This is a genomic window from Shewanella surugensis, from assembly GCF_023284005.1.
GTDB lineage: Bacteria > Pseudomonadota > Gammaproteobacteria > Enterobacterales > Shewanellaceae > Shewanella > Shewanella surugensis.
The window spans coordinates 1-11,910 of record NZ_JAKIKS010000144.1 but is presented as its reverse complement, the minus strand read 5'-3'; the positions used below and the strand labels follow the sequence as shown (position 1 = coordinate 11,910).

The 11,910-nt window shown below is 40.8% G+C and carries 13 protein-coding genes and 2 pseudogenes; 13 read left to right on the top strand and 2 right to left on the bottom strand.

What is annotated here, in order from left to right; genetic code table 11:
• The first annotated feature begins 64 nt into the window (after positions 1-64).
• From L2764_RS27900 to L2764_RS23200, 13 genes and pseudogenes are all read left to right on the top strand, one after another.
• On the top strand, positions 65-196 hold the full coding sequence (locus L2764_RS27900; protein WP_283107143.1) for a hypothetical protein: 132 nt from the start codon (positions 65-67) through the stop codon (positions 194-196).
• Between the two features lie 420 nt (positions 197-616).
• A pseudogene (tnpA, locus tag L2764_RS23250) lies at positions 617-868 on the top strand (IS200/IS605 family transposase); the annotation flags it as partial.
• Positions 869-1,010: 142 nt separating this feature from the next.
• The gene (locus tag L2764_RS28370; RefSeq protein WP_376708477.1) at positions 1,011-1,235 is read left to right on the top strand and encodes a transposase; all 225 of its coding nucleotides are present in this window, start codon (positions 1,011-1,013) and stop codon (positions 1,233-1,235) included.
• Positions 1,236-1,485: 250 nt separating this feature from the next.
• A complete protein-coding gene (locus tag L2764_RS23245) occupies positions 1,486-1,791 on the top strand; it encodes a transposase (protein ID WP_312018380.1) in 306 nt (101 codons plus the stop codon).
• A gap of 99 nt (positions 1,792-1,890) precedes the next feature.
• The gene (locus tag L2764_RS23240) at positions 1,891-3,207 is read left to right on the top strand and encodes a pilus assembly protein TadG-related protein (protein ID WP_248942704.1); all 1,317 of its coding nucleotides are present in this window, start codon (positions 1,891-1,893) and stop codon (positions 3,205-3,207) included.
• A 10-nt stretch (positions 3,208-3,217) separates the two neighbouring features.
• Positions 3,218-3,688: a TadE/TadG family type IV pilus assembly protein gene (locus L2764_RS23235; RefSeq protein WP_248942703.1), complete on the top strand. Its 471-nt coding sequence runs from the start codon at positions 3,218-3,220 to the stop codon at positions 3,686-3,688.
• Complete coding sequence (locus L2764_RS23230) at positions 3,685-4,143, top strand: TadE/TadG family type IV pilus assembly protein (RefSeq protein ID WP_248942702.1); 459 nt, start codon at positions 3,685-3,687, stop codon at positions 4,141-4,143. Before L2764_RS23235 ends, L2764_RS23230 begins: the two co-directional genes overlap by 4 nt.
• Positions 4,144-4,666: 523 nt before the next feature.
• Positions 4,667-5,986 carry a CpaE/TadZ family protein gene (locus L2764_RS23225; RefSeq protein WP_248942701.1) on the top strand — a complete coding sequence of 440 codons (1,320 nt, stop codon included), beginning with the start codon at positions 4,667-4,669 and terminating at the stop codon, positions 5,984-5,986.
• Positions 5,983-7,308 carry a TadA family conjugal transfer-associated ATPase gene (locus L2764_RS23220; RefSeq protein WP_248942700.1) on the top strand — a complete coding sequence of 442 codons (1,326 nt, stop codon included), beginning with the start codon at positions 5,983-5,985 and terminating at the stop codon, positions 7,306-7,308. Before L2764_RS23225 ends, L2764_RS23220 begins: the two co-directional genes overlap by 4 nt.
• Before the next feature lie 9 nt (positions 7,309-7,317).
• Positions 7,318-8,295: a type II secretion system F family protein gene (locus L2764_RS23215; protein ID WP_248942699.1), complete on the top strand. Its 978-nt coding sequence runs from the start codon at positions 7,318-7,320 to the stop codon at positions 8,293-8,295.
• 2 nt (positions 8,296-8,297) lie between these two features.
• A complete protein-coding gene (locus tag L2764_RS23210; RefSeq protein WP_248942698.1) occupies positions 8,298-9,266 on the top strand; it encodes a type II secretion system F family protein in 969 nt (322 codons plus the stop codon).
• 30 nt (positions 9,267-9,296) lie between these two features.
• Complete coding sequence (locus tag L2764_RS23205; RefSeq protein ID WP_248942697.1) at positions 9,297-10,349, top strand: tetratricopeptide repeat protein; 1,053 nt, start codon at positions 9,297-9,299, stop codon at positions 10,347-10,349.
• A 168-nt stretch (positions 10,350-10,517) separates the two neighbouring features.
• On the top strand, positions 10,518-10,733 hold the full coding sequence (locus L2764_RS23200) for a hypothetical protein (RefSeq protein ID WP_248942696.1): 216 nt from the start codon (positions 10,518-10,520) through the stop codon (positions 10,731-10,733).
• Between the two features lie 87 nt (positions 10,734-10,820).
• Here the strand turns inward: L2764_RS23200 and L2764_RS23195 are convergent.
• Together L2764_RS23195 and L2764_RS23190 are read right to left on the bottom strand one after the other, a co-directional pair.
• Positions 10,821-11,714: pseudogene (locus L2764_RS23195) on the bottom strand (IS701 family transposase); the annotation flags it as partial.
• Between the two features lie 27 nt (positions 11,715-11,741).
• Positions 11,742-11,910, bottom strand: a 169-nt coding sequence (locus L2764_RS23190; RefSeq protein ID WP_248942706.1) for a transposase domain-containing protein, incomplete at its 5' end; no start/stop codon positions are given.

Here is an 11,910-nt window from a genome sequence, read left to right as displayed (position 1 = left end):
AGGTTGCTCTCCTGTCTTTTGGTCGAGACTTGAGCCTACCTATACCGCGGTATAGGTGAAACCTATGCGAGTCACCCCGGCAGAGCCGGGGGTTTACCGTTTGTTAATTAACATGAGGCCAAGAAAGGCGTTAAACTTTCTCAGTCCTTATGAGTTTTTAACAGGTAAACGTGTGTCGCTTATTGCTGAGATCTAGGAAAAACCCTTTCAATACTCTGAGCTGAAGACTCGAAGGATTAAACGTAAAAGTGAGATAACAAAAAAATGAAATGATACGTCAGATGATCGAAACCTGTATTAATAATAATTTGAAATTTCTATTTATTCTTATGGATAGCTGGTTTTCATCAAAAGATAATTTCGATTTTATCACCAGTAATGACAAGCATTTCATCGCAGTACTTAAGAGCAACAAGTTAACAGCCCTATCCGACGAAGACAAAAAGAACTCAAAGTAACCATATATTCATGTCAATTTGTGCAGCCTTTAAGCTCGAAAGTTTGAGTATTTAAAATAACCTCAATCCCTTCGCAATTTGTCGAAAGTTACTCATTAATGCATCACCTTCTATTTATGTTGAACTTCGACAATTTCAGGCTGCTGCGTAACATCAGTTACCAAATCAGGTTTCTCAAAATTGGTACAGATGAAGATCATGTTCATTTTTTAGTTCAGTCAGTGCCAACATATAGCGTAACTAAATTAGTAACGATGATGAAATGCCTAACAGCTAAGCATATCTTTAGAGGGTGTCCAGAGGTTAGGAAGAAGCTATGGGGTGGTGAGCTTTGGTCCGATGGATTTTTTTCTAGTACGGTGGGTAAACATGGTGATGAAGCAAAAATAGCAAATTATGTTAAAAGCTAAGGCAGTGATGCTAAGTATGATCAGCTCTATAATTTTGATCAATTAGCAATTTTCGAATGAACTATTTGATACCTATCTGCTTGCGGCAGGGTTACTCATTAGCTATATTGAAACTGAGATTGATTTTTCGACGATAAAAATTATGGGTGTTTTAGGACTAGATGAGATCAGTATGAAGAAAGGTTATCGTAATTTCGTCACACTGTTCACTGACCGAGTTGATGATAAAGTTAGCGCGCTGGGTGTCGTAAAAAGGCATAAAAAATCCAATACCATTTCGGTATTACGTATAATACCGAGCTTTTTTCGGAACAGTATCAGTGCAGTATGTTGTGATTTATATCATGGTTATAAAAGAAGTCTTTGACAAGACGGTTCCCATCGTAGCTGACCGATTCTATCTATAGTGCGTCGATTGTATAGAAAGAGTCTCATTAATTTACGCAAAATCGAGCTAAAACGATTTAAAAAAGAACTGTCAGTGGAAAAGTAGCCACCCTTAAACTGGCAATATCTCTTCACTTCATAGATGAAGAGAAAGCCGTGGTTGAGTCGTGGTTTTCACTCTCACCACAATTGAAGCAAGGTTATCAATTTAGTCGTAAGCTCAGTGGGATATTCAACAGCTATATTACCCCTCTGAGTTAGCCAAGGAGAAGATGACAAAATGGGTGAATACTGCCACTGCATCAGATCTCAATTACTTTGGCCGATTTATCCAAACTTTGGTCAATTATCAAGAACAAATTACTCATTATTTTATTGCCCGTTATACCAGTGGATTTGTCAAAGGCTTCAATAGTAGGGTGAAAGTATTAAAGCGACGATGCTATGGGTTATCGAATACAATTAAGCTGTTTCAACGACTACTCTTAGATACTATCGGCATGTTTCGATTCGCTCCCAACATGACTGATTTTTAAGCATTTATACGCAAAGACGCGTAGAGCCAATATTTATCTTTAGTTCACTTGTTGAGCCAAAAAGTATCGCTCAATCTAATCCAGCTGATTGGAGGCAAGATGGTTACCGTACACGTGAGTTCGAAGCCATTATCTTTAGCTAAGATGGGTAAACAAAGCGGGGCAATACTCGTGATGTTTACCATAGGATTATTTTCATTGCTAGCCGTTGCCGCGCTTGCCTTGGACGGTGGTCACCTCCTAGTGAACAAAGGTCGTTTGCAAAATGCAGTAGATGCTTCAGCCTTATATGCGGCTAAAATATTGCAAAATGAAGGAAGCCTTTATGATGCAAGAGAAGCGGCGACCCAAATTTTGGTGCAAAACTTAGGGTTTACTGATAACGGTGAACTTAAATCCAGTGTGGAACTGTCGTCGCCAGATTATAATTCCACTCAGGTCACTTCAAATATCTATATCGAATTTTCTGTGTGGCCAGATCCCTTTATTCCTGTATTTGATGATGATAGCAAGTATGTTCGTGTTCGCATCGAAAATGTCAGGTTAAATAATTTTTTTGCTCAAATACTAAATTTTGATAAAAAAATCAGAGCATCGGCCGTTGCCGGTAAGAGTACGGATATTGAGTGCCTGAATAAGATTTTACCTATGATGGTTTGCGGACTGAACTCCGATCCAGATTATATCAATCCGGATACGGATGAAAAGGCTCCATTCGGATTATCACTCGATACTCTCTATGTCATGAAGACGGGCTCTAATCAAGGAACAGCCATAGGTCCTGGTAATTTTCAGTTACTTAGATTAAATGGCGGCTCCGGCGGAGCGGATATTAGACGTGCCTTAGCCGGGGAGTTCACCCCAGGTGAATGTGTTGGTCCTGGTGATGAAGTAGACACTGAGCCGGGTAATACTGTTGGCCCTGTGACTCAGGGTTTAAACACACGTTTTGGTCGATGGAAAGGAGGAGGCATGAATTCTGACGAACATCCCAGAGATTTAAACACGTGTCAGGGTGACAGAGTCCAAGTCGACAATAATGGCGCCATTATTCCTTTTAGCGGTAATAATGCTGAGTACAGTCATGCTGACTATCTTGCTGGCGATGAGATTAATCACTGTGATACTGGTGATATCACTTCGCCTAGCAGCATTGCGACAGCTGGGCGCAGGGAATTACCAATCGTCATAGGTCTATGTGACGGAATGACAAATGGAGCCAATACTATTACGGCATTGGGGTTCGGGTGTTTTTTCCTAACGCAGGAGATCAGCAAGAAAGGTAATGAGGCACATGTAATAGGCGAATTTGTTCGTGTGTGTTCCAATTCAGGAAGCGCATCACTGGATCCCCTTTTTATGAGTAATAGCTCTACCATCGTGCTCTATCGGGATCCGAATAGCCCAGATTCATAAAGGAAAGAATATGAGACTGAGACAACAAACGGGTGTTGCGATCATTGAGTTTACGATTATGTTGCCTATATTATTACTGATGATTTTTGCCACCGCCGAGCTAGGCAGAGCTTTATACCAATATAGCCATCTTACGCGTATAGTGAGAGATGCAGGGAGGTACCTATCGACAAAAGCGATCCCCAATACCACAGGAAATATTCCAGTTCCGTTTAATGATGCCAATTGTGACAACTGTATCTCTAATACTAAAGCTCTATTGGTGTACGGTAAAGTGGGTGGTACAACGCCCCTATTATATGGACTGGATACAAGCGATGTCACCATCACAGGTGACCCAGAGACAAAGATGGTCATTATCAAAGTGGATTATGATTGGCTGCCTCTATTTGGTGAGCAGATATCAGGTTTCGGTGCCGGTAATAACAGCAACCTCAGTTTAAACTTTCATGTTAGCTATGCGATGAGAGCCGGGCTATGAAATATCAGCGTGGAGTTTATGCCGTAGAGTTTGCCATCGTCGGTAGTATATTTCTTTTGTTGTTATTTTCCATTATCGAAGTAAGCCGACTGATGTATACCTATAATGTCCTGCATGAAGCTTCGAGGAGAGCAGCAAGAATTGCCGTGGTGTGCCAAATAGGCGATACGGATATTAAAACAATGGGACTCTTTAATGGTGAAAACCTCATTCCTAATTTGACGACGGAGAATTTGAACATTAGTTATCTCGATGAATCAGCCAATGTTGCAACGGGTATCGATATCGTCTTAGTTAGGGCTGATATAGTCAATTATCAACATCACTTTCTCGTACCTGGTTTATCTAGGGTCATAAACTCACCAACCTTTTCCACTTACCTTCCCAGAGAGAGTTTAGGTGTTTACCATGTGAATGAAGAAGATCTCAATAGTGGGTTTATCGATTGCAATTAAATAGACACCATTTATAAAATAATCATCTGATTTATTTGATATCTTAAATGTAAAATAAGCGTAGATAATTTTTCATGGTTATTTATTATGTTTTTTTGAACAAGTTGGGAAATTAAACGATCAGAAGCTTCAATGTGTTGTTTAACTTCTAAAGAACTTTGTTGTTTAACTTCCAAAGAACTTTGTCGTTTAATTGATTAACTGATGTTGCTCAACTAATATTGATTTATACACTTACTACTTTTTGAGTACCTTTGGTACTGCAACGACTACAGGTCAGTCACGACAAGAACACTCGGATTTTACCAGACCATATACTTCCAAAGATTTATGGCCGCAGGTTAAACCGACAGTAAGAAGCGTTCAGCGTAATGATAGCGTTTTGATTTTGACGACACGATCCAAGCAAGAAAAAACTTGTACTGATAAAAAATCCTAATCGAACGATATAAATCGTTGATGTAGGTTTTTTTAGAATGATGAAAGAATAGTTAAGAGGAAAATACAGTAATATGGCTAAAACATGGAACCTTATAGATGGATTGATAAATTTCAGATATGCGGCACGTATTTAATGGTCATATCTAATGATAAAAAAAGAGATACTAGCAAAAGCACCAATATCGACTCCCATCCTGCGGCGAAAACGCTCGCCAATAAAATATTGCCTTACCCAGTACACGCACTATTAATAAATAGCTGTCATTATAATATCTCAGATATTGAACAGAGTCTGGATTCTTGTTTAAATATCTCCTGGGAGGAGATTCAAACCCTAAACCCTATTGCTGGTTCCACGACTAACGCCAAACACTATAATCTTATTCTCTTGGTCTTGCCTCATGACGAATCCAGCGCAGTTCTGGCCCTAAAATCGGCGGTAGTCTATGGTGTCGATATTATTATTCTTGGGGAAGATACCCCAAAAAGCGTCTTGAGCGTAGCATTTCAGCAAAAGGTGAGCGATTTTGTTTCTCTGCAGGATCCAGGAGTTGAACTGCTGGAGTCATTGGAAAAAATAGCGTTTAAATTAGCAGATGAGGCCGATCTAGCCCCTGTGTTGGCTGTAGTTAATGCTAAAGGAGGCTCAGGTGCCAGTTTTATTACGGCCTGTATCGCCATGATCGCATCGGTTAGAGATGAAGGAGAAGTTTTACTACTCGATACAGATCTTCTACATGGTACTTTGGCACACATGCTAGGTCTGGAGCCTCATTACTTTATTACTGAAGCGATACAGAAACTGGACTCAATGGATGAAATGGCACTAAAGGGGGGGATGACTAACTTGGGCCATCTACATCTACTGGCTGCAGAGCCATTTGCTGTTCTTAACGCCGCTGCTCCTATCGAATTAAAAAACACCAATAAGCTTTTACTCAAATGTCGACAATCTTACCAGCAGGTTATTATTGATCTTTCTCGTGGCCCCGAAATTTGGAGCGCAGATATGCTAAATAATGCCAACATATTACTGGTCATGCAGCAAAATATAATGAGTATTCGTGAAGCTAAGGCCGTAGTTCATCAACTAGTGAGTTTTATGGGGATAGATAAAGATAGAATCCACTTACTGATTAACCGATATCAAAGGACCAGTTCAGGGATAAGCCTTAAAGACATAATGGAGACGACAGGCATCAAATCTCAATTCGTGGTGGCGAATGATTTTAAGCTTGTCAGTCAATGTATCGATCTGGGTATACCCATTACAGATGTCGCCAAGCGTGAACAGATGCTTAAAGATCTTTCTCAGGTGACAGAACATTTTTTCCCTAGCTCCAAAGAGAATACTAAGCCTTCTAAGGGGTTTTTGACTCGAATACTGACTAATGGATTATGACTAATATGCCGACTCAACAGAAAGTAGAATTCAAGAAACTCTCGGTAGAAGAGCTCAATTGGAAGAAACAAGTCTATAATAGTCTCTTGAGTGTGATGGATTTATCCCTGATCGAAACCATATCACAAGATCAGGCTCAGCAACAGATTAATGAGATTTGTAACAAGCTAATCACAGACTTACATAGGCCTATTAATCTGGATACAAGGCAGCGACTAATTAAGTTGATCACAGATGAAGTTTTAGGTTTGGGCCCGCTAGAGGCCTTGTTAGCAGATCCTAATATTTCAGATATTTTAGTGAACTCTTACAATCGTGTGTACATAGAGCGCAAAGGTAAGCTGGAGCAAGTTCCTATAGAATTTCACAACAACAGCCATCTACTCAATATTATCGACCGAATAGTTTCAAGCGTAGGACGAAGGATCGATGAGTCATCTCCTATGGTTGATGCTCGTCTGGCAGATGGTTCTCGGGTGAATGCCATCATTCCGCCACTAGCCTTAGATGGGCCAGCACTATCCATTCGGCGATTTTCCATGGATAAGCTTTGCGCCGAGGACTTGATCGAAATAGGCTCTATGACTAGCCAAATGAACGAGCTATTTACTGGCGCTGTTAGTGGTAAATTGAATATTTTAGTTTCAGGCGGTACGGGTAGCGGTAAGACAACATTACTCAATATGCTGTCTAGTTACATACCGGCTGATGAACGCATAGTGACTATAGAAGACTCGGCAGAACTACAGCTACGTCAAGCGCATACGGTTCGACTGGAAACAAGACCAGCCAATATCGAAGGAAAAGGAGAAATTAGTCAAAGGGATCTGGTTAAAAACTGTTTGAGGATGCGTCCAGATAGAATCGTTATTGGAGAAGTCAGGGGGGGCGAGGCGTTAGATATGTTAACTGCGATGAATACTGGTCATGAAGGTTCACTCACCACGCTTCACGCTAATAGTGCCAGAGATGCCTTGGCTCGTCTCGAATACATGGTGTGTATGGCGGGGTTCAATATGCCAGTAGCTAATATTAGAACTCAAATAGCGTCAGCTATCGATATGGTCGTACAGTTAGAGCGCTTAGAGGACGGGGGACGGCGAGTAACCAGTATCCAAGAGATCAATGGCATGGAAGGGGAGATCATCACCATGTCTGAATTGTTTCATTTCAGGCGTGAAGGCAGAGAACAAAATGGTGACATTATAGGGCAATTTACATCCACTGGAGTGATCCCTGGTTTCCACAGTAAGTTAAAACAGCATGGAATTGATCTCCCATTAGATTTGTTCAAATGTGACGATTCTTTTGCTGATTTTTAAGGGGCTAGTATGTTTTCCAATGAATTGATCTTTCTAGGCTTAATATTTTTGGCGGTTATTTTACTGTCTCAGGCGCTATTTTTACCTGTATCTCGCCCACGGAGAGCCAATACGGCATTAATCCGTAAACGGCTAAAGCAGCTTTCTGCCAAGGCTGATGATACTAGCTTCGAAGTGTCGTTATTGCGTAAGAGTAAACTGAAGAAGTTAAGTGATTTTGGTCGAAAGTTAGAAAGCATTGAATTCTTTGAAAATCTGAGTTATCGATTGGAGGTGGCCGATTATAAGATGATGGGCCACCAGTTTTTTACCTTAGGAGTATTTATATCTACGATCGCGGCGATGATAACGTGGTATTACATAAACAATCCTTTTATGACTGCAATAATATTTATCATCACCTCTTTCTTATTTAATATAAAGCTCAACCGAGACACCGATAAGAGAATGGATATTATAGAGGCCAGCTTTCCCGACGGTTTAGATGTGATCCGCAGAGCGTTACAGGCCGGATACTCCTTCACAAATGCTATTAAATTGGCTACCGAAGAGATGGAGGGACCTTTGGCTAAAGAGTTCAATCTGATGTTTATTAATATCAATTACACCAAAGACCTTAAGCGTTCCTTGTTGGCCTTTATTCAACGTGTTCCTAGTGTTTCAGCCCTAGCTTTTGCCAGTGCAGTCATGGTCCAGAGAGAAACCGGAGGCAATCTTGCGGAGAATATTGAGAATTTAACGAGGGTTATAAGGCAAAGGTTCACATTCAGGCGAAGGGTTAAGACTTTGTCCGCGGAAGGTCGGCTCTCAGCTTGGATCTTAATTTTATTACCCTTTGTTCTTTTTGCCGTTATTTATATTCAAACCCCTTCGTACGTTGGTGAGTTAACCGGAACAGAAGCGGGACAAGAATTACTTATGTGGGGAGGTGTGGGAATGACCATTGGTGGCTGGTGGATCAGTAAAATTATTAAGATAGACGTCTAAATATGGATTATCTGATTGGTTTGTTGGGTACCATTTTCAACGATCCTGAATATGTTAAATGGGCCATATATGCCATAGCGGCAATCGCAGGCATCACCTTGGCTATCTCGATTTATTTTCTTACCAGTGGGATCTATTCTCCACTTAAAACACAATTAAAAAGAATTTATCAAGCCGATAAAGAGCATCCTATGACTCAAACAGATGTCAATGCCACCATCGAGAGTAGCATGGGACGTATGGCAAGAAAAACACCGTTCAACTTGTCAAATAATCAAACTCGTCGGCTGTTGATACATGCGGGTTTCCACTCTGAGAATGAACTGGCAGTATTTAGTTCAGTCAGATTGATCTTGTTGCTTATTTCAGCTGGCTTATCTGCCCTCATCTTGAGTATTTTTCCTAATATATCCGGCATGATGAGTGTGTATGTCGTGGCATGTCTGCTGGGTAGCGCCTATTTATTGCCTTCGATTGTGTTACAGAATCTTGGGGCCAGACGTATGAAGAATCTTAGAGCTAGTTTCCCCGATGCCTTAGATCTGTTAGTTGTTTGCTGCGAGGCTGGACTCGGTTTATTAGCCGCGTTACAGCGTGTGGCTAATGAACTAGCCATCAGCCACGCGAGTCTCGCCAGTGAACTGGATCTGATTTGCAGTAAGGTTAGGATGGGATTGACCATTAAGATGGCTCTCCAGGAATTTACAGAAAGAACGGGGTTGGAAGACATAAAGGGATTAAATTCGGCGATCTCACAGAGTATTCGATTAGGCACTGGCATCGCTGATACTTTAAGGGTGTTTTCCGATGAATATCGTGATAAACGTCTTCAAGAAGCTGAAGAGCGGGCTGCAAAACTCGCAGTGAAAATGATTTTCCCCATGATGTTGTGTATCTGGCCCTCATTTTTCATCGTTGCGGTGGGCCCTGCGGTGCTCAAGGTTATGAAAGTATGGGGACAGGCTTTTTAGTCTAGTGCCGTAAAACAGTAAGGAGCGGGTATGGCAATTTCTTTTCGGTTCAAGTTTATAAAAGGGTTAACCCCAGTTTCTTTGGTTTTACTGATGATGGTACAGCTTATGTCGGCTTGTACTTCGACAAAATCACCAGAAGAGATACTGGCATCAAAGGCTAGCGTTCCCCAGCGGCAGGACCTTTATGATGCTAATGCCATAATCACGGTTACCACTGCCAATGAGCCCAAGGATGAAGCAGATGCGCTGGCACGTGCAAAGCGTGAAGAATCTTTGGGCAATTTAGATCCAGCTTTGTATCTCTATGTTCAGGCACTAGATTTTAAACCTGATAATGCGGATACCTTATATCAAATTGGCAGAATAAATAGCATTAAAGGCAATATTCAACTAGCGTATCGGACATATAATGAAGCCTTAGTCATAGACCCCGATATGATGATGTCTCATGCGGGTTTAGGCTTGATTAATATGGAGGAGCGTCAACACCGACAAGCCAGAATACACCTGGAAAAAGCGGTGAATTTAGACCAAAAAAGATTAAATCAGCTTGCAAAAAGTACAGATAACGAACGCTTATTTAACCTAGATAGTGTTTCCCCTGTTAGAGTATATAATGCAATGGCGGTTCTAGAAGATCTGGATAATGAACATGAGCAAGCTAAAATTTTGTATAAACTGGCTTTACAGAAGGACATACACTCGGCTTTCATCATCACTAATTTAGGTTATTCCTATTACCTTAGTGGCAACTTTACCTTGGCAGAAAATTATCTTAAACAGGCAATAAGAGAAGATCCCAGTTTTGATCGAGCCTGGACAAACCTTGGATTAGTATATGTAAGAAAAGGCTTATACACAAAAGCTTTAGCTACCTTTGAACATACTATGGAGCCAGAAGATGCATTGAATGACTTGGGGTATTTTTTGATGTTAGAGGGGCAATATATACAAGCTATAAAGCTTTTCACAAGGGCCATTGATAATTCACCAAGTTATTTTGAACAAGCACAGAAAAACCTTAAACGGGCTTCAATGGAACTAAACGGAAGTGTTATTAATAGCGACTCAATCTTTTAAGCGGTATTCAATACGGAAGCGTAATGTGAGATAATTGGACTCCCCACACCATAAAGTAAGTTAATATAATTATTGGCACGCAATAATGATTGAGAAGTCATTGATATGGGTTATGAAGACATTAGCCGCTCGATTGCTCCCGCAAGTATGAAAACTAATGGAACACTGATGATCAAAATAGTGCTTACCGGGATCATTATCCTGTTACTGGGCGTCAATATTGTACCAGCCTACCAGGTCTATCAATCCAAAATGTCTATATATACAGATAGCCCCTCGGGCTCGAGTCTAGCTGAGCGTTACCTCATATTAGGAGATTGGCCTGCTGGAACAGATTTACACAGTGTCATCGAGGAAAATGATAAATATACTGTGACTCCTTAGAAACAAACACAAGTTTTACTAATGAGGGGCTTTGTGTAAAACGCCTTCAAAAGTACCAGTATTAACTTGTAATTATAATAACTGATGTTACGCAGCAGCTTGAAATTGTCGAAATTCAGCATAAATAGAAGGTGATGTATTAATGAGTAACTTTCGACAAATTGCAAAGGGATTGAGATTGTTTTTGATACTCAAACTTTCGAGCTTAAAGGCTGCACAAATTGACATGAATATGTGGTTACTTTGAGTTCTTACTGTTCGGGTTGGCGATTTTTTCTGATTCGCATTTGACTTCAATGATTTGTGAAACACCTCCACTTTCCACCGTCTTTTGTAGATCGTGGTGATGGCGTTATAGTCGCAAGTTAAGTCACTGCAAACCAGATGCAATATCCCAGTGCTGCCGTCTTTGTGTGTAAAAACTTGGCGAACTAGAAGGACGGCTTTCGCATACCCTTTGAGCCAGCCTTGCACTGCGGTTTGTTCTGGGAAATTCAGCTCATCTACTCCTACAAAACGCTTGTTCTTTCTGTCTTCGTCGGATAGGGCTATTAACTTGTTGCTCTTAAGTGCTGCGATGAAATGCTTGTCATTACTGGTGATGAAATCGAAATTATTTTTTGATAAAAACCAGCTATCCATAAGAATAAAAAGAAATTTCAAATTGTTATGAATACAGGTTTCGATCATTTGACGCATCATTTCATTTTTGGTTATCTCACTTTTACGTTTGACCTTCCTAGTCTTCAGATCACTATATTGGAAGGGCTTTTTTACCCACTGGAATAGACATTTCGCCAGCATGCTAAACGCATTTAGTTGGTTGATGCCCTTGACGCTGCGGCCACTGCAATGATCGTAATGCCAGCACATCAACTCACTTTCATCCGTCCAAGCTTTTTCTTGGATCGTGTCGTCAAAAATCAACACGCCATCATTACGCTCAACGTTTCTCACTGTCGATTTAACCTGCTGCCATAAATCTTTGGAAGGTGAGCGTCCGGCGAACTACGTCTTGCTTAGTTTAACGTGCCAGGGTAAGAGACTATTGAGGTCGCAGTTGGGTGAGGATAATTGTTCCAAACAGTGTGCGATATAATCGAAGGGGATTAAACCATTCGCTCTCGCCGTTTCTATGATGCTGTACAACATAGCACTCGCCTCTGCACCACGGTGG

What these genes read in the sequence shown, in the direction of transcription:
- L2764_RS23230 (WP_248942702.1), top strand. Translation starts at nt 3,685, where the DNA reads ATGAAATATCAGCGTGGAGTTTATGCCGTAGAGTTTGCCATCGTCGGT.
- L2764_RS23225 (WP_248942701.1), top strand. Translation starts at nt 4,667, where the DNA reads ATGGAACCTTATAGATGGATTGATAAATTTCAGATATGCGGCACGTAT.
- L2764_RS23210 (WP_248942698.1), top strand. Translation starts at nt 8,298, where the DNA reads ATGGATTATCTGATTGGTTTGTTGGGTACCATTTTCAACGATCCTGAA.
- L2764_RS23215 (WP_248942699.1), top strand. Translation starts at nt 7,318, where the DNA reads ATGTTTTCCAATGAATTGATCTTTCTAGGCTTAATATTTTTGGCGGTT.
- L2764_RS28370 (WP_376708477.1), top strand. Translation starts at nt 1,011, where the DNA reads ATGGGTGTTTTAGGACTAGATGAGATCAGTATGAAGAAAGGTTATCGT.
- L2764_RS23235 (WP_248942703.1), top strand. Translation starts at nt 3,218, where the DNA reads ATGAGACTGAGACAACAAACGGGTGTTGCGATCATTGAGTTTACGATT.
- L2764_RS23200 (WP_248942696.1), top strand. Translation starts at nt 10,518, where the DNA reads ATGATCAAAATAGTGCTTACCGGGATCATTATCCTGTTACTGGGCGTC.
- L2764_RS27900 (WP_283107143.1), top strand. Translation starts at nt 65, where the DNA reads ATGCGAGTCACCCCGGCAGAGCCGGGGGTTTACCGTTTGTTAATTAAC.
- L2764_RS23220 (WP_248942700.1), top strand. Translation starts at nt 5,983, where the DNA reads ATGACTAATATGCCGACTCAACAGAAAGTAGAATTCAAGAAACTCTCG.
- L2764_RS23205 (WP_248942697.1), top strand. Translation starts at nt 9,297, where the DNA reads ATGGCAATTTCTTTTCGGTTCAAGTTTATAAAAGGGTTAACCCCAGTT.
- L2764_RS23240 (WP_248942704.1), top strand. Translation starts at nt 1,891, where the DNA reads ATGGTTACCGTACACGTGAGTTCGAAGCCATTATCTTTAGCTAAGATG.